This is a genomic window from Nocardia seriolae NBRC 15557 (assembly GCF_007990715.1).
Lineage (GTDB): Bacteria > Actinomycetota > Actinomycetes > Mycobacteriales > Mycobacteriaceae > Nocardia > Nocardia seriolae.
In genome coordinates this window covers 1-17410 of record NZ_BJWY01000144.1, presented here as the reverse complement: position 1 = coordinate 17410, position 17410 = coordinate 1, and the positions used below count along the sequence as shown (strand labels likewise).

Sequence of the window (17410 nt, the reverse complement as noted above, 5' to 3'; positions counted from 1 at the left end):
GTATTAAGGCGAACCTAGTCTGTCGCTAAGAGGTTGCTGAGACGTGCTGTGTGGCCCGTCACAAAGAGGGGACCGACCAGTTTCTACTGCGGCGGGGCCGCGCCCGCGGAGTAGAGGCTCACCTCGCCGTCCTCCCCCAGAAACGCGTTGACCAGCATCGTTCCGCTGGAACGCAATTCGTCGGGTTCCGGCGCGGCGGTGGTGATGGAGATCTGCGGGAGCGCCGCCCAGTTCACGACAAACCGATCGGGCGGTCCGTTGTCGTCGGAGAGATGCGCGAGCCGGAAGACCGACACCGTTCGGCGAACTATGAGATTCCGGACGACTTCGGCAATGCGCTCGGGGTCTTCCAGCGCGAACATGAAACCGAATCGCAGCTCCGGGGAGGACGCGTAGGCGGGCACGAATACCGAGGCTAACGGACTATGGCGCGTCGCGCCCTCGGCGCGCCGCGAAGATAGCTATTCATAAGCCTCGGTATCCGATCATTGCGGGCGGAAGCCTCGTCCCGGTCGAGACCGGCCCTCGAACCCGTCTCACACGCCGCCCGCGCAGGTGTCGATCCGCCTTCAACCGCAGCGGCCATGTGACCGTCTTGTAATGCTGTATAACAATTTTCAGGCAGCTTCGCCGATCACGCGCCGGATGGTTGCGCCCCTCCGACTATCGCGCTTTCCTGAATATGTCCCGCATTTCGGACAGTCTCCCCATCGCATCGTCGCGGATTTCCCGGTTACTTCACCGTGTCGTTGGTGGTGGGCTGTTGCGTTCCGGATGCGGGGCTGCGCCGGAGCCGAGGGGAGCCCCTCCCCGAAACCCCCTCGGCCCTGGCGCATCCAAGCATGCGACGGCCCAGGGTGGGAATCATGGCAATCGACTACACCGGAGCGGGATTCGGGGCCGAGCTCCCCTCGCCATCAACGCTGTTGCGCGCCTTCCGGGAACCGGTCAGCTCCGACCGTAATGATCACGACGTCCTCGAATCCGCCCACGAGCTGGTGCGATGCCACGAGAACCGACATCGGGCCTTGGAGGCGGCGCACGCCGACGAGGCCACCCCCGACGATGTCGCCGACTGCACCCACCACGTCGACGAGATCGATATGCGGCGCGAGGAACTGGTGGCCCGCATCGACGACTGGGTGGCCGCCAATATCCCGCACCGCGCCGGGGCCTCGCTGCACACCGAGACGCTCGGCGCGGTCATCGACCGGATGGCCGCGAAATGGGTTGTGGCGCAACTGGCTTTGGGAAACACCGAACCCGAGCCGGTGCGCCCGCCGAAAGCGCCGGACGGACCTTCGAAAGCACCCGACGGCCGCGGACGGCGACGCGCGGTCGCCCACCGCATCAGCGAGGACCGCCCCCGACGCGGGGTGGACACCGAGGCCCACCTGCAGTGGTACCGGCTCGCCGAGCTGGCCGACGGGTATCGGGATCTGATCACGGAAGTCGCCCAGCACCGCAGGCGACTCCCGACCTGGTAGGGATCAGCGCGGGTCGATGACCTCGGCGTCGATGACGTCCTCGCCCACACGCTCGCTCACGACCGGCTTCGCTGCCGAATTGTCCTGTGCGGGTGCGGGTTCCGGGGTCTCGTCGAAGTCGTCGTCGAGGTTGTCGGCCAGGCCCTCCGCGGTGGCGCGCTGGGCCTGGGCGTCCTGCTCGGCCGCGGCGGCGGCTTCACGCATCTCGATGGCATCGGTGATCCAATCACCGATTTCCCGCGTCACCTCGGCGACGGTGCCGGTGATGATCGATGCGATATTGCCGACGTGCCGTGCCCCGGACGCGGTCAATTCCTGGATCAGATCCTTGTTGCTCTCGAATTTCGAAATCATTCACACGCCCACTTCTGTTTGCGGAACCGCACTCACCTGCCCCCGGCGCATCACGATAACACCGGCCTGGGATGAATTCTTGACCAGGAACGGCGGCAGCGCCAGCCTGAACAGCTTCCCCCAGACCGAACCGATCTGCTTCGAGAAGCCGCCGGTGTTGTAGGGCAGGCCGTGCTTCTCACACAGCGCCTTCACCTCGGGCGCGATCTCGGGGTAGCGGTTGGCCGGCAGGTCCGGGAACAGGTGATGCTCGATCTGGTGTGACAGGTTGCCGGACATGATGTGGAACAGCTTGCTGCCGTCGATGTTCGCCGAGCCCAGCATCTGGCGCACGTACCACTCGCCCTGGGTCTCCTCGGCGCATTCCTCCTGGGTGAACGTCTGTACGCCGGTCGGGAAGTGGCCGCAGAAGATGATGGAGAAGGTCCACAGGTTGCGCACGATATTGGCGCTGAAGTTGGCGGCCAGGGTGGACAGGAACAGCGGGCCGGTCAGCGCCGGGAACACCACGTAGTCCTTGAGCACCTGGCGGCTGGCCTTGCGCCACTGGCCCTTGAGCAGGGACTTGACCTCGCTCCAGGACTTCTTGCCCCGGACGATGTTCTCGACCTCGAGGTCGTGGCCCATCACGCCCCACTCGAAGGCCACCATCAGGATGAAGGCGTAGAGCGGGTTGCCCAGCCGCAGCACGTTCCAGCTCTGCGCCTCGTCCACGCGCAGGATGCCGTAACCGATATCGCGGTCCATGTCGAGGATGTTGGTGTAGGTGTGGTGCATGTAGTTGTGGGAGTGCCGCCACTGGTCGCCGGGGCAGACCGTATCCCATTCGAAGACACGGGAATTCAGCGTCGGCTCCCGCATCCAGTCCCACTGGCCGTGCATGACGTTGTGGCCGATCTCCATATTGTCGAGAATCTTGGAGATGCTCAGCGCGGCCACCCCGGCGAGCCAGAATGGTGGCAGGAAGCCCAGGTAGAGCAGGCCGCGGCCGGCGATCTCGAAGCCGCGCTGAGCCTTGATGACGTTGTAGATGTACTCGCGGTCCCGGTCGCCCAGGTCCGCGGTGATGCGGGCGCGCAGCGCGTCGAGCTCGCGGCCGATCTCCTCGACCTGTTCGACGCTGAGCACCAGCGGGCCCTCGGGGGTCTCGGTGAGAATGGCCATGATCACTCCTAATCAGATGGCGATGTCGTGCGAAATGCGATGTGGTTCAGATGGCGATGTCGTTCAAATAGCGATGTCGACGTCCCCGACGGGGGCGTTGATGCAGAGCTGGATGGGCTGGTCCGGATCGCTGTCGAGCTCCCCGGTGCGCAGATTGCGGGTGCAACCGCTGCGCTTGACCGCGGTGCAGGTGAAGCAGATGCCCATGCGGCAGCCGTACTGCGGGCTCAGGCCCGCGGATTCGGCCTGGTCGAGCAGGGATTCGCCGGTGTTCTCGGCGACCACGCCGCTGCCGGAGAAGTTCACCTTGCCCTCGGCGTCGGCGGGGTCGACCACGGTGGTGGCGAGGGTGAACTCCTCGCTGTGCAGCCGGTCGCCGAGCTCCTCGGACTCGTAGACGGTGCGGACCGCGGCCATCAGGCCGGGCGGGCCGCACAGGTAGGTCTGGGCGGACGGGAACCAGGGCGCGAGCGACTCGAGCTCGTCGTAGCCGAAGTGAGCGTCGCTCCGGGTCTCCGGGTAGCGGCACTCGACCTGGATATTGCCGTGCTGCATGGCGATGGCCTCGAGCTCCTGGCGGTGCGGCACCCATTCCGGAGAACGGTTGTAATGCAGGAACAGGATGCGGCCGCGATAGCCCTCGTTGGCCAGGGTGCGCAGCATGGACAGCACCGGGGTGATGCCGGAGCCGCCGCTGATCAGCACGATCTGCTCGGGCCGCGGTTCGGGCAGGTGGAAGACGCCGGCGGCGGGCTCGAGGTCCACGACCATGCCGGGAATCGCGTTCTCGTGCAGGTGATTCGAGACCAGGCCGTGCGGGTGCGCCTTGACGGTGAGTTCGATGTGCCGGTCGCGGCGGCCCTCGGCATTGACCGGCGAATAGCAGCGGGTGTGGCGGACGCCGTCGATCACCACGCCGAGCTGCACGTACTGCCCCGCCACGTGCCCGGCCCACTGCCGGGCGGGCTTGAGGGTGAGGGTCACCGAGCCGACCGCGCTGCGGCGCACGTGAGTGATCTCCGCACGCATGGAACGCCTGGTCAGGGTCGGGCGGACCAGCTCCAGGTAGCGGTCCAGCGGATGCGGGGTGGTCATGGTCTTCTGCACGAGGTCGAGTAGTCCGACCATGTGAGCCTCCTGGATTTCGGTGCACATCTGTACACTGAGATAGTGTGCCGGGCGGAGGCGCTCCAGTTCAACCGGCAGTTCGTGTGACCCACACGACATCTCACGAATGGAACGAATGTGAACGCATGTATGCTCATCGACGTGAGCGAGCAGGCAGCTACCCGAGTCGAGCGCAAGGAGCGCACCCGCGCCGCACTGCTCGACGGCACCCTCGCCCTGGCCGCCGACCGCGGCTTCGCGGCGCTGTCTCTCCGTGAGATCGCGCGTTCGGCCGGGATCGTGCCGACGGCCTTCTACCGGCACTTCACCTCGCTCGACGAGCTCGGCACCACGCTGGTCGAGGCCGGGGTGCGCCAATTGCGGCTGGCGCTACGGGAAATGCGGCGCACGCCGAATTCGACGCTGGCGCAGACCGTGCGCTTCACCTTCGAGCAGGTGGACGGCAAGCGCGACCTGTGGGGTTTCCTGATTCGCGAGCGGCACGGCGGGTCGGCCGCGCTGCGCGGGGCCATCGCGGTCGAAATGCAGCTCATCGAGCGGGAATTGGTGGTCGACCTGTCGCGGGTGCGGGCGCTGGACTCGTGGTCGCCCGACGATCTGGAGCTGGCCGCCGACCTCATCGTCTCGACGGTCGCGGATCGGATCGCCGACTACCTGATGGCCGAGGACCGGGAGAGCGGTCGCGTGGTCGAGCGCGCCGTCCTGCAGGTCCGGCTCATCGCACTCGGTATGGGAGCCTGGCGGCCCTAGCGCTGCTGATCGAATTCACCTGCCGCGCAGGTCATCTCCGCGCACCGGCAGTAACATCATCAGGCCGATGATCAGTACCAGCAGCAGGCCGACGATGCCCGCGCGCTCGGCGTCGAAGGCCCACACGAAGAACCCGAAAAGGGTTGGGGCGAGGAAGGATACGGCCCGTCCCGTGGTGGCGTAGAGACCGAACAGCTGCCCCTCACGACCTGGCGGCGCCAGTCGCGCCAGAAACGCGCGCGCCGAAGCCTGTGCGGGACCGACGAATACGGTCAGCAGCAGGCCGAAGATCCAGAACATGAGCGGGCCCGAGAGCACCAGCAGGAAGGCCCCGCCGATGATCATCCCGATCAGCGCCGTCACGATCACCGCCTTCGGGCCGACCCGGTCGTCGAACCGGCCGCCCACCAGCGCACCCACGGCCGCAACGACATTCGCGGCGATACCGAACAGCAGCACGTCCGAGTCGGCGATGCCGTACACCCGCACGGCCAGGATCGCACCGAAGGTGAACACCCCCGCCAGCCCGTCCCGGAAGATCGCACTGGCCAGCAGGAAGCCCACGGTCCGCCGATCGGCGCGCCACAGCTCCCGCACATCGCGCCACAGCACCCGGTACGAGCCGAGGAACGACCGGACGGGCAGCGCCGCACCGGGATCGGCATTCGTGCGCGGCACCTCGGGCACGAACAGGAACAGCGGCACCGCGAACCCCGCGAACCACACCGCCGCCAGCACCGCGACCAACCGGATATTCAACCCGTCCTCGACCGGCACCCCCAGCACCCCGCGGTAATCCCCCTTACCCGCGATGAACCCGACATAGCACAGGAGCAACAGCAGAATCCCGCCGAAATACCCCATGGACCAGCCGAACCCGGACACCCGCCCGACGTTCGCGGGCGTCGAAACCTGCCGCAGCATGGCGAAATACGGCACATGCGACAACTCGAAGGTCGCCGACCCCACCGCCAGCAACACCAACCCCACCCACAGATAGTGATAATCCGCCCGCACGAAGAACATGGCGGCCATCAGCACCACCGTCACCGACGTCAATATCCCCAGCGAAAGCTTCCGCCGCGCAGTCGCATCGAACCACTGCCCCGCCACCGGCGCGGTCACCGCCACCACCAGCCCCGCCGCCCCCAACGCCCACCCCAGCACTGGGCGAAACCCCGCCCGGCAGCTCCTTCCCCACCTTGTCGGTGAGATACACCGAGAACACAAAGGTCAGAATCACCGCATTGAACGAAGCCCCCGCCCAATCCCAGAACCCCCAGGCCAGTACCGGCCCCCGCCCGGTCGCCTGCCCAACCGCCCGCCCCGCGTCCACAGCCCCCGAGCCCTCGCTCATGCAGCGCAGACTAAGCGACCAGACCCCCGTTCCGCTCGCCATCCGCGCACCTCGAAACGACCAGATCGAAACTCAGGCGAGGACGCGACCGTGGGCCTGTTCGACGTGGTCGGCCCAAGGTCGGCGGCGTTCGTCATCGGTCATGGCGAGGAGGGCGTGGAGTTTGTCCCAGGCCGCGGGGTCGGCGGGAGTCCACACCTGCATCCAGGCGCCCGCGATGGAGGGCAGGGACATGCTGGTCATGTACATGACGAGTTCGCCGATGGCGAGATTGCGGATGACGCGGGTGCGGCCGCGCGGGAGCGCGACGTCGTTGCGGGCCCAAAGCTCGGCGAAATGCGGGCTGAGAGAGACCATTTCGTCGATGAACGCGGCCCAGTCGGGGTCCCCGAGATTGCGGACGTAGGCGGAGCGCAGGTAGCCGACCATGCGGGCCAGATGCTCGGGCTCGGAATTGGCGGGGTAGGGCGTGCAGCATTCGTCGGCCAGGAAGACCGTGCGCAGCACATTCCTCGAACCGAGCTCGGGATTCTCGATCGGGACGCGGCTACAGCCCGTCTGGACATAGTGTGGCGGCACATTCGCGATCACGAACCTCGGGATCGGGCCGAGGAGCTCATCTGGGAAGGCATGGCATGTCTCGAGCTCGTCCGTTACTTGAACGAGGACGTGACAAACCGGGCATCGGCTCTCTTGTCCGAGGCGGATCGGTTCATCGCTGACGATGCAGTCGACATCGCCTTCTGCGAGACCGTTCCTGGAAGCTTTCCGCTGAGTGCACTCATCCTTTCATCGGTGCATTCGCGGACACCACGACACCCCGAGATGACCTGTGGCCGTTGATCTTCAGCTGGGTCGCACTGGCGCCCGAGTGGCACAGTATTGAGGCGTTTGTCTGATTTCGTAGTGACTTCTGTGCCACTCGGCATTCAGGCATGAGCGTATGGTCGCTACCGGTTGGGGCCGAGGGAGGGCTCCAGGACCGTGGCTGCTGCGAGGGCTTCGGTGCAGCCATCAGCGCCATTCCGGGTGAGGCTGCTGCCGATCCTCAGCATCCCGAGCTTGGTGCGCAGGTTCACGGCACAGCCCAGCGGGCTCGAACTGCCGAACATGGTCAGTGTCTGTGGCTCGGTGAAAGCATCTCGCCCGTTGACGGTCACCTTTTTGATCTTGTCGCCCAGGGTGGACTGCTGTCGGGCCAGCGCTCGGTCGAACTCTGGAACACCCATGCTCAAATAGTGCTCCAGCACCAGCCCGTTACCGCTTGGGCTCTCCACGCTGCACCGCTCGGGAAACTCTGGTACCGGATGCTTCTTGGTCGCAGGATCGAAACCCGCCTTCTTGAACACACTGTCCTTGATGTCCTGACACGGATCAAAAAGTGCGGATCCGGTCGGGGCATCCTGCTGGTGATCATCCACCCCACAACCCGCCGCGATGATCACTGCACCCACTACGACAACGATGCGGGCCAGAACCGTCCGCACAAACCCTCCCCAGCAAAAGCGTCATCCAACAGCGAGAACCGGGTGTTCCACCTAGCCGACTCGAATGCCGACAGCTGTCGTTGCAGGGCCACTGTAGCCGAACCAGTAGCGATGCCCTGCGCCGCAGCAGGTTCCGGGTGCCTCCCGGCTCGCCGCGCCATCGTTGTTGGAGTCGGCGCCGCCGTCGATTACCTTGAGCATGGGTCGTACCTTCCCGCCCGGCGTCGGCGCGCCGAGTAGATCGAAACCTGTTGATAGTCAGATCATCCGGGAGGGTACGCCCTCCCGGTCATCCACAGGTTTTGATCATTGCTCCTGACGCCAGTGCCCAACGTTGCCCAGATCGGTCAGCACGACCAGCGGCAGGAGCGGATATTGCATTCCGCAACGATTCCGGTCCAATCAGGCCCGCCGGATGCGGGGATTCTCATAACCGGCGGTAGCGAACAGTGAGATGACGTGTTCGGCTTCGGTGGCCGGGCAGAAGCCCACATGGTAGGAATCGCCGTCATCAACGGATACGAGCGCAACTCCGAGCTGCAGACACCGATTGCCTGTCTCCTCGAGGAAGTCCCCGGCGATACCGACACTGTCATCGGGGTGTTCCCTTGTGGCCGTAGCGAATTCCAGAAGCCAGTCCCAGTTCATTGTCGCGGGGCATGAGGACAGAGAAGCGATACCCTCGTGGATGGTCTCGACATCGGCGCGCCAGTCGAAGTGAGCGATCAGCGACGAGTCGAACTCGAATTCGGTGCCGTCCAACATCTCCAGCAGACCGCGACGGGCGAGGTCACCCTCATCGTTGCAGAGGTAATCACTGTCTGGGTATGCGTCTACGTAGGATTCGGGGTCATCGAGAACGAGATCGAGCAACGCCATGATGTCCGGCCGATCGGGGGCAAGGATGGCCACGATCTGCGGGAGAGCGACCCGAACAGCGTCTGGAGTCTGCATGGACTCGTCCGTCAAGGGCTTCTCCCGGGTATCTGTGCTGATCAAGGACGGCTTCGAACCCACGCGAGCACGGCGACCGGACGCGCGCGCCGCAGTGCTCGCTTCTCGCCAACAGGGTTTACCGCCGAAAGAGATTGTCAGTAAGAGGCATTGACTCCGTACTCGGCCTGGGCGCGCGTAAAGCCGTCGTACACCAGCTGATCGATCAGTCCGGACCGAGAGAACGCGGTGTACTCGAGGTACTGCTTGGCGCACTTTGCCGCTTGCTTGTTCCAGTCCACCTTCAGGCTGTCCACTGCGAACGTAGCGTCTGCGGTGGAGAAGTCTTCGTACTCGAGCTGGTGAATCAGACCGCTGCGGGAGAAGGCAGAGTAGTCGAGGTACTGCTGGGCAGACCGGATGGCGTTGCGCTGGCTGGAGGTGATGTCCCGCTTGGCCGGGGAGAATTCGACCGCGAGTGTCGATACGGGTGCCGCGATATCCGGCTGAGCGACGTCGGCCGCTGCCGGAGCGCTGTTCCATGCGGGCGCCGCCAGGGCGAGAGCCAGTACCGGGGCGCCGACCAGCCACACCCACTTCTTCTGCTTCCTCGGCGCGTCCGCGGCCGACAGGTAGCTGGGCTGTGAGGCGGGGAACGGCTCGGTCATCTGGTTACTCCTGCTCTGCTTGTTACGCCGGGATCGTCGTCTGCAAATGATTCGAGGCAACCCCAGCAAACTGACTGGGGGCCAATACAAGACGACGACAAGCCTACGGACGGGCTTGATGCATGGATAGGTGACAGGGGCTGATGCCCGATCGGGTGACAGATTCACCTATCCATGCATCCGGACGTATCCGGGCCCGGCGCGATCACTCCCTGGGGGTCGCAATCGCTAGGGGTATACAGGTGCTGCCGGTACCCGTATAAGCAGACTCCTGTTCGTCGTCTTCGCAGCCGCGCACGCTGAATTCCATGACACAGAGTTCGATTCAATCCCCTCCTACCCACTCGCCGCCGGTGGCGACTCCGGGCCCGGTGGCCATCCGGCGGCCGGTGGCCGTGCTGGCCGTCATTCTGCTCGGGCAGTTCATGGCGGTGCTGGACGCCTCCATTGTCAATGTCGCCATTCCATCGATCCGAACCTCCCTGCACGCCAGTGGTTCCGGGCTGCAGCTCATCGTTTCCGGCTATGTCATCGCCTATGCGGTGCTGTTGGTGACCGGTGCGCGGCTGGGTGATCGGTTCGGGCAGCGCAGGATGTTCGTGGCGGGGCTGGCGGTGTTCACTGTCGCCTCGTTGGCCTGTGGGCTGGCGCTGAACACGGGTTCTCTCATCATCTTCCGTTTCCTGCAGGGTGTCGGGTCGGCGGCGATGGTGCCGCAGGTTATGACGCTGATTCAGCGGACGTTCACGGGAACCACTCGGGCGCGGGCGCTTTCGGCGTACGCGGCCGTCATGTCCGGCGGCATGGTGGTGGGGCAGATCGCGGGCGGTGCGATCGTGAGCGGGGATGTCGCCGGAACCGGCTGGCGTGGAGTGTTTCTGGTGAATGTGCCGATCGGGCTGGCTTTGCTGGCCGTCGCGCCGCGCATTCTGCCCGCCGTCACCACTCGGGTCGACCGCAAGCTGGATCTGCCTGGATTGGCTCTGCTCACCGGCTCGGTGCTGGCGCTGGTCGTTCCGTTGGTGCTGGGCCACGAACAGGATTGGCCGCTGTGGACGCGAATCACGCTGGGCGCGTCCGGGCTCGGGTTCGCGGGGTTCGTGCTGGCGGAACGATGGGTGCATCGTCGCGGCGGTGAGCCGCTGTTCGCCGATCGCGTGCTGCGCGCGCCCGGCCTGGTGCCGACCGCGCTCACCCTGTTCCTGGTGATGTGCACGTTCGGCGGGTGGATCTTCGTTCTCACCATCCACCTGCAGTCGGCACTGGGCTACAGCGCTCTGCACGCGGGGCTGCTGTTCCTGCCCAACGGCCTGACTTTCGGCCTGGTAAGCCTGAAGTGGACCCGGATCCCCGCCCGTTTCCACCGCGCCATGATTCCGCTGGGCCTGCTCGTGGCTGCCACGACCACCATCGTCATGGGCGTGCTGATGCGCGACGCCCGCGACATCGGACCCGTCGAGCTGGCCGTCTTCGCCATCATGGGCCTCGGCTACGGGATGTCCTTCAGCCCCCTGATGGCTCGCGCCACCGGCAAGATCCCGCTCGCCCTGGCCGCCGACGCCAGCGGCATCCTCGTCACCTGCGTCCAGCTCGGGGTGGTGGTCGGCATCGCCACCCTCGGCACCCTGTTCCTCACCCTGGCCGGTGCCACCACCCTCACCGCCGCGCACGCGGTCGCCACCACCGCCCTCGTCGAGGGCATCACCGTGCTGGCCGCCGCGGCCCTCGCGGCCAAGGCCGCCGGCTGACCGGTCAGAGGTCGGGCGGGGTGACGATCTGGATGAGGTTGCCGCAGGTGTCATCGAAGACCGCGGTCGTCACCGGGCCCGCCTCGATCGGTTCCTGGGTGAATTTCACGCCCAGCTCGCATAGTCGGTCGTACTCCGCCTTCACATCGCCGACCTGGAACGAGGCGGCGGGGATGCCGGAGGCGACCAGACCCTCCCGGTACGGCCCGACCACGGGATGCCCGGAGGGCTCCAGCAGCAGCTGGGTGCCCTCGGGATCCTCGGGCGAGACGACCGTCAGCCATCGGGCCGCGCCCAACGGGACGTCGTGGCTCTTCACGAAACCGAGGGTCCCGGTGTAGAAGTCGAGCGCCTTCTGTTGGTCGTCTACGAACACGCTGGTGATTTAGATCCGCATGGTCCCTGTATACGGCCACCCACCGACAAACGGGACCGCCGACACTCCGGCACCGCGCCGAAGGTCTGAAACATGGATGTGTCTGAAAACCCTGCGAAGTCGGCACGCAGCGGCGAGAATCAGCGGAACTGTGTCACGGGGCGCGCGACCGTGGCACCGGCAAAAGCTCATCGGCAACAGAGGGATCGAATCATGAGCAGGCTGGCGAGAGCGTGCAGGGTGTGTGCGGCGATCTCGGTCGCGGCCGTCACGTTCGGGAGCATGGTGACCGGCGAGGCGCCCGCGGACACGCCCGCGGCCCGGACGTGCACCCCGTACACGGCGATCTTCGCGCCCGGAACCTGGGAGACGCGTCCCGACGCGGATCCGAGCGTGCCGGTCGGCATGCTCCGGCCCATCGGCGACGGCCTGCAACGGCAGTTCGGCCCCGACATCACCGTGCTCTACACACCCTATGCCGCAAGCGCTTTCGACCAGGGACTCAGCTACGCACAATCGCTGAGCACCCTCGAGGACCGATTGCACCAGATGGTGAGCGGCCTGTGCGCCACCACCCGGCTCATCCTCGCCGGATACAGCCAGGGCGCGGACGGCATCGGCGCGCTCGCCACCGAGATCGGCAATGGCGCGGGCCCGATCAGCGCCGATCGGGTGGCCGGGGTCGGACTACTGGCCGACCCGCACCGCGATCCGAGCACCACACTCTCCCTTGGTGATCCGCAACCCGGGCACGGCATCGCCGGACCGCGCGATCAGGATTTCGGCGCGCTGACCGATCGCGTGCGGACCCTGTGCGTGGACGGCGACCTGTACTGCTCGCTCAATGCCGCCAGCTCACCGTTCCTGGCGGCGCTGGGCCGGGTGCTCAGCGGCGACGCCGGACCGATCGCGGCCCTCGTCCCCGCCGACACCGATCCGGCCGCGCTCGTCTCCCAGATCGTCACCGTGGGCGCGGGCTGGGCGGCGACCGCGGCGAACCGGGAGACCATTGTCGGCGGCTTCCAACTGCTTCCGGGTTTCATCCAGTCCGGCGATATCGACAGCGCGCACCAGATGGCGGGCATTCTCAATATCGCGCTGACCCCGCTCGTGCACGCTGCCACGGGCGTGAACCTCACGCTCATCGGCTCGGTCATCCGGGCCGCGGCCGCCGTCGACCCCTCGGGCTGGAACGCGGCCGAAAGGGTCCTCGCCGATGTGCTGACCGGGATCGACATCGCGCGCATCACCGGGGGCATGGGCCGACTGGAGGAAACCCTGTGGCGGGCGGCCGAATCCGCGACCCGCGACGACCAGGTCGCCGCCGCGGCCGACCTGGCGAACGCCGCGACGGCCGGACTCGATCTGGCCGGTGCGGTGGTCGGCCCGTTCACCGCCGCGGTCGGCGGGAACCTGCTGGTCGCCGCGCAGGCCGCGGTCACGCTCGTCGGCCCCGACTACATCAACGCCCTGCTCGAACTCGGCCGGCAGGGCGTCGACATGGCCACCTTCTACGCCTCGAAGGCGCACGTCGACTACGGCGACGACGCGCAGCTTCTGCTGAACTTCCTGGGCTCCCAGGTCAGCTGATCGTGAAGGAGTAGGTGGGGGCGGAGCTCGCGCCCTTGGTGGCGTCGTAGCTCAGCACGTAGTTGCCGGTGGCCGGGGCGGGGACGACGAACACCGCGAAAAGGTCCGCCTTGTCGATGGTCTCGTTGCGGTTGAGCAGTTCGTCGATGAAGCCGCGGGTGTCGGCCGCGAGGGTCTGGCCGTCCGGACCCTTGATGGTGAACCACTCGGTGAAGATGTTCAGGCCGCCGTCGCGGACGCCGGAGCCGCCGACCAGCTTGATGTGCAGCGCCAGATCCATCTTGTTGCGCTCGCCCTTGGTGTAGCTGGGAGTCAGTGTGCCGCCGGTGATTTCGACGGTGGTCTGGTCCTGCACCAGCTTGCCGGAGACGGTCAGGGTCTTGGGCGCGACGCTGTCGGCCTTGGTGTCGGCCTTGAGCGGGATCTTGGTCTGATTGTCCGCGGAGGTGCCGTAGACGACGGTGATGGTGTCGAGCAGGTGCTCGGCGCTGTCCAGCTTCTTGACCGAGATGCTGACATCGCCGGTGGCCGAACCCTTTCCGGGGACATCCGGGCTGTTCCAGCCCGCACCGGGATCGAGCGCGCCGCCGACCTGCACCCCGGGCACCACGCTGAGGGTCTTGTCCTTGGTGGTGGTGTTCTTGTAGGTGATATCGACCAGGACCTTCGCGCCGCCGAATTCGTCCGGTGTCACGGTGGCCTTGTCGACGGTGATCTCGAAGCCCTCGTACCAACCGGTCTTGCCGATAGGCCGAACGGTCGCTTTCGAATTCGTCCCGCCCGCCTTATCGGTGGGCTGCGCAGCCCCGCCGGGCTGCCCGGCGTTCACCGACGTCGTCGGCGAGCCCTTCGCAATGTCCTTGTCATTGCATGCGGTCATCAACATCGCGGATGTCGCGATCAGTACCGCCGCACCGACGGTGGTGAGTTTCGAACGCACGGCTGCCTCCCCGGTTAGCCATTTCAGTGTCCTCCGCCCGGCACCCGCGGGCGTTTGATTCGCTCTGAAATCCGTCCGGCGAACCGGCGTGTTAACCGCGGGCGATCGGCGTGCCGACACGACCGGCCAGTCTATGCACTGAATTGCATAGTACGTGGCGTAGCAGTTACCCTGGCGACATGGCCCTCGAACACGCGCTCCTGGTATCGCTCACCGAACGCGCCAGCTCGGGGTACGACCTGGCCCGGCGCTTCGACAAGTCCATCGGGTTCTTCTGGAACGCTACCCACCAGCAGATCTATCGCGTCCTCAAGCGTATGGACGAGCAGGGCTGGGTGCACGCGGAGACGGTCCCGCAGGAGGGCCGCCCGGACAAGAAGGTCTACACCGTGTCCGAGGCCGGGCGCGACGAGCTGATCCGCTGGATCGGCGAGCCCACCGAACTCGAGCCCATGCGCAACGAGCTCGGCGTGAAACTTCGCGCCGCCTCGCTGGGCGACATGTCCGTCATCACCGCCGAGGTGAAGCGGCACCGCGATCAGCACGAGCACCGCCTCGACCTGTACCGCGCCTTCGAGAAGCAGGACTATCCCGCGCCGGATCAGCTCTCCGGCAAGAAACTGCACCGGTACCTCGTCCTCCGCGGTGGCATCCGCATCGAGGAGGGCATCGTCGACTGGTGCGACGAAGTACTCGACGCCCTGAAGCGCGACACAGCCCAGTCGCCCGCGTCCGAACCGAAAGGCCCTCAGCGATGAGCGCGTACCCGCATCTGTTCGAACCCCTCGACCTGGGATTCACCACGCTGCGCAACCGCGTGGTCATGGGATCCATGCACACCGGCCTCGAGGATCGGGCCTGGCACGTCAACCGGCTGGCCGCCTACTTCGCCGAGCGCGCCAAAGGCGGTGTGGGACTGATCATCACCGGTGGCTACGCCCCCAACCGCACCGGCTGGCTGCTGCCCTTCGGCGCGAAACTGACCAACAAGACCGAGGCCTACCGGCATCGCGCCATCACCAAGGCGGTGCACGCCGAGGGCGGCAAGATCGCGCTGCAGATCCTGCACGCGGGCCGCTACTCCTACATGCCGACCAGCGTGTCGGCCTCGGCCATCAAGGCCCCGATCAACCCGTTCAAGCCGCGCGCGCTCTCGGGCAAGGGTGTCGAGGAGACCATCGACGATTACGCGCGCTGCGCGGCCCTGGCCAAGTTCGCCGGGTACGACGGCGTCGAGATCATGGGTGGTGAAGGCTATTGCATCAACCAGTTCCTGGCCGAGCGCACCAACAAGCGCAAGGACAAGTGGGGTGGCTCGCCGGAGAACCGCCGCCGCATCGCCGGTGAGATCGTGCGTCGGGTGCGCAAGGCGGTCGGGCCGGACTTCATCATCGTCTTCCGTTTGTCCATGGCCGATTTCGTGGAGAAGGGCCAGACCTGGGACGAGATCGCCGCTGTCGCAAAGGATGTGGAGGCCGCGGGGGCCACCATCATCAATACCGATATCGGCTGGCACGAGGCCCGGGTGCCGACCATCGTCACCTCGGTGCCGCGCGCGGCGTTCGTGGAGTGGACCGCCAAGGTCAAGGACATCGTGGACATCCCGGTGTGCGCCTCCAACCGGATCAATATGCCCGAGACCGCCGAGGAGATCCTCACCCGCGGCGACTCCGATCTGGTGTCGCTGGCCCGGCCGCTGCTGGCCGACCCGGAGTGGGCGCGCAAGGCCCAGGACGCGCGAACCGACGAGATCAATACCTGCATCGCCTGCAACCAGGCCTGCCTGGACCACGCTTTCCAGGCCAAAACCGTTTCCTGCCTGCTGAATCCGCGCGCGGGTCACGAGACCGACCTGAAGCTGCTGCCCACCCGGCGCACCCGCAGGTTCGCGGTTGTCGGCGCGGGCCCGGCCGGGCTGTCGGCCGCGGTCAGCCTGGCCCAGCGCGGGCACCAGGTGGACCTGTTCGAGGCCGATGACAAGATCGGCGGGCAGTTCGACATCGCGCGCCGCATTCCGGGCAAGGAAGAGTTCAGCGAGACCATCCGCTACTACACACGGCAGATCGAGATCACCGGTGTGCGTTTGCATCTGGCGAACCGGGCCACCGCGGAGCAGCTCATCGCGGGCGGCTACGACGAGATCATCCTGGCCACCGGCGTGAAGCCGCGCATCCCCAATATCCCCGGCATCGATCACCCGAAGGTGCTCACCTACGCCGAGCTGGTGCGTGAGGGCAAGCCGGTCGGCAAGAAGGTGGCGGTCATCGGCGCGGGCGGCATCGGCTTCGACGTGAGCGAATTCCTCACCGTGGAAGGGCATCCCAGCCTCAAGCTCGACGAGTGGAAGGAAGAGTGGGGCGTCTCCGACGATCCGAACGTCCCCGGCTTCGTCACCACCCCCAAGCCCTCCCCCGCCGCGCGCGAAGTCGTCCTGCTGCAACGCAAGTCGTCCTCGTTTGGCAAGGATCTGGGCAAGACCTCGGGCTGGGTGCACCGGGCCGCGGTGAAGGCCAAGGGCGTCGAGCAGATCGGCGGGGTCAACTACGAGCGCATCGACGACCGCGGGCTGCACATCAGCTTCGGCGAGAAGCGGCAGCGTCCGCAGGTCATCGAATGCGACAACGTGATCCTGTGCGCCGGACAGGAATCCGTGCGCGATCTGCAGGAGCCGCTGCAGAACGCGGGCGTGACCGTGCACCTCATCGGCGGCGCGGACCTGGCCGCCGAACTCGACGCCAAGCGCGCGATCAACCAGGGCACCCGGCTGGCGGCGGGCCTGTAGATGCCGAACCTCACCCGCCTCGGACTGCCTGGAGACGAGCAGTCCTGGGCGGCACTGGGTTTCACCGTCGACGACGGCCGCTTCCGGATCGGCGCGATCGAGTGCACCCTGGGTGAGGCCGCCTGGGGCTTCGACGAAACCCATGCCGCCCCCGTCACACTCGGTGTCCCCTATCTGGAATCGGCCGGGCCGGTATCCGATTCCCCGGTGGCCCATCCGAACGGTGTCGCGACCGTCGACCACGTCGTCTACTGGGTACCCGACTTGGACGAGTCGATCACGAATCTGACTGCGGTCCTGGGCGTTCCACCGCGTCGGCGCTTCTTCCCGCGCGGTCCGCAAGGCCCCGAGATGGCGTTCTACCGCGTCGGGGAGCCTTTCATCGAGGCCGTGTCCTCGGGCAAGGACCCCGCGCTGGTCGGCGTCGCCTTCCTGACCCCCGATCTGGACGCGGCGGTGGCCGCCATCCGGGCCGCGGGCGGTCCCATCGGCGACCCCAAACCGGCCGTCCAGGGCGGCCGGATCGCCGGCGTCTGGCGCGGACACCTGAACTGGGGGATAGCCTTCATGGAGCCGAAATCGACCGGGGTCCCGTTCCAGTCGGTCACCCTGGGCTGAGCGGTTTTCGACCAAGTGCGACTCCCCG

Annotated in this window: 17 protein-coding genes and 1 pseudogene; 7 read left to right on the top strand and 11 right to left on the bottom strand. The window is 66.4% G+C overall.

The genetic code is table 11. The features are described from left to right. Positions 1–83 precede the first annotated feature (83 nt). Positions 84–404, bottom strand: coding sequence for a hypothetical protein (locus tag NS2_RS30785; protein WP_033090823.1), 321 nt, complete (start codon positions 402–404; stop codon positions 84–86). A gap of 462 nt (positions 405–866) precedes the next feature. Between NS2_RS30785 and NS2_RS30780 the strand changes: the two genes are divergently transcribed. Next, a complete protein-coding gene (locus tag NS2_RS30780; protein WP_033090829.1) occupies positions 867–1487 on the top strand; it encodes a DUF4254 domain-containing protein in 621 nt (206 codons plus the stop codon). Between the two features lie 3 nt (positions 1488–1490). On the opposite strand, the gene NS2_RS30775 is transcribed toward NS2_RS30780, so the two are convergent. The 3 genes from NS2_RS30775 to NS2_RS30765 form a co-directional block, all read right to left on the bottom strand. Further along, on the bottom strand, positions 1491–1841 hold the full coding sequence (locus NS2_RS30775) for a hypothetical protein (protein ID WP_033090822.1): 351 nt from the start codon (positions 1839–1841) through the stop codon (positions 1491–1493). Next, the gene (locus NS2_RS30770; RefSeq protein WP_045439756.1) at positions 1842–3005 is read right to left on the bottom strand and encodes a fatty acid desaturase family protein; all 1164 of its coding nucleotides are present in this window, start codon (positions 3003–3005) and stop codon (positions 1842–1844) included. A 63-nt stretch (positions 3006–3068) separates the two neighbouring features. Continuing rightward, positions 3069–4133 (bottom strand): ferredoxin reductase, encoded by a 1065-nt coding sequence (locus tag NS2_RS30765; RefSeq protein ID WP_052086969.1) that lies wholly within the window; start codon positions 4131–4133, stop codon positions 3069–3071. Positions 4134–4262: 129 nt separating this feature from the next. Between NS2_RS30765 and NS2_RS30760 the strand changes: the two genes are divergently transcribed. Beyond that, positions 4263–4883, top strand: coding sequence for a TetR family transcriptional regulator (locus tag NS2_RS30760; protein WP_033090821.1), 621 nt, complete (start codon positions 4263–4265; stop codon positions 4881–4883). Positions 4884–4898: 15 nt separating this feature from the next. On the opposite strand, the pseudogene NS2_RS30755 reads toward NS2_RS30760, so the two are convergent. The 5 genes and pseudogenes from NS2_RS30755 to NS2_RS30735 all read right to left on the bottom strand — a co-directional run bounded on the left by NS2_RS30755 (position 4899) and on the right by NS2_RS30735 (position 9328). Then, positions 4899–6240, bottom strand: a pseudogene (locus NS2_RS30755) (MFS transporter). Between the two features lie 72 nt (positions 6241–6312). Beyond that, on the bottom strand, positions 6313–6831 hold the full coding sequence (locus tag NS2_RS30750) for an MmyB family transcriptional regulator (protein ID WP_143161421.1): 519 nt from the start codon (positions 6829–6831) through the stop codon (positions 6313–6315). A 359-nt stretch (positions 6832–7190) separates the two neighbouring features. Then, on the bottom strand, positions 7191–7727 hold the full coding sequence (locus NS2_RS30745; RefSeq protein ID WP_081986305.1) for a DUF3558 domain-containing protein: 537 nt from the start codon (positions 7725–7727) through the stop codon (positions 7191–7193). A gap of 402 nt (positions 7728–8129) precedes the next feature. Continuing rightward, positions 8130–8696 (bottom strand): DUF6630 family protein, encoded by a 567-nt coding sequence (locus NS2_RS30740; RefSeq protein ID WP_145961848.1) that lies wholly within the window; start codon positions 8694–8696, stop codon positions 8130–8132. Between the two features lie 122 nt (positions 8697–8818). Next, entirely contained in the window at positions 8819–9328 is a 510-nt protein-coding gene (locus tag NS2_RS30735; protein ID WP_033090818.1) for an Ltp family lipoprotein, read from the bottom strand. A 308-nt stretch (positions 9329–9636) separates the two neighbouring features. Between NS2_RS30735 and NS2_RS30730 the strand changes: the two genes are divergently transcribed. Next, positions 9637–11076, top strand: coding sequence for an MFS transporter (locus tag NS2_RS30730; protein ID WP_081986304.1), 1440 nt, complete (start codon positions 9637–9639; stop codon positions 11074–11076). 4 nt (positions 11077–11080) lie between these two features. On the opposite strand, the gene NS2_RS30725 is transcribed toward NS2_RS30730, so the two are convergent. Beyond that, on the bottom strand, positions 11081–11461 hold the full coding sequence (locus NS2_RS30725; protein ID WP_261772328.1) for a VOC family protein: 381 nt from the start codon (positions 11459–11461) through the stop codon (positions 11081–11083). A 273-nt stretch (positions 11462–11734) separates the two neighbouring features. On the opposite strand from NS2_RS30725, the gene NS2_RS30720 reads away from it, so the two are divergent. Beyond that, the gene (locus NS2_RS30720) at positions 11735–13042 is read left to right on the top strand and encodes a cutinase family protein (RefSeq protein ID WP_158544132.1); all 1308 of its coding nucleotides are present in this window, start codon (positions 11735–11737) and stop codon (positions 13040–13042) included. On the opposite strand, the gene NS2_RS30715 is transcribed toward NS2_RS30720, so the two are convergent. Continuing rightward, positions 13035–13982 (bottom strand): hypothetical protein, encoded by a 948-nt coding sequence (locus tag NS2_RS30715; RefSeq protein WP_033090815.1) that lies wholly within the window; start codon positions 13980–13982, stop codon positions 13035–13037. The genes NS2_RS30720 and NS2_RS30715 overlap by 8 nt on opposite strands. 179 nt (positions 13983–14161) lie before the next feature. Between NS2_RS30715 and NS2_RS30710 the strand changes: the two genes are divergently transcribed. From NS2_RS30710 to NS2_RS30700, 3 genes are read left to right on the top strand one after another with little or no spacing between them, the layout of a single operon-like run. Beyond that, a complete protein-coding gene (locus NS2_RS30710) occupies positions 14162–14740 on the top strand; it encodes a PadR family transcriptional regulator (protein ID WP_033090814.1) in 579 nt (192 codons plus the stop codon). Then, positions 14737–16764: an NADPH-dependent 2,4-dienoyl-CoA reductase gene (locus NS2_RS30705; protein ID WP_033090813.1), complete on the top strand. Its 2028-nt coding sequence runs from the start codon at positions 14737–14739 to the stop codon at positions 16762–16764. The genes NS2_RS30710 and NS2_RS30705 overlap by 4 nt, the downstream gene beginning before the upstream one ends. After that, positions 16765–17382, top strand: coding sequence for a VOC family protein (locus tag NS2_RS30700; protein ID WP_052086967.1), 618 nt, complete (start codon positions 16765–16767; stop codon positions 17380–17382). The last annotated feature ends 28 nt before the right edge of the window (positions 17383–17410 follow it).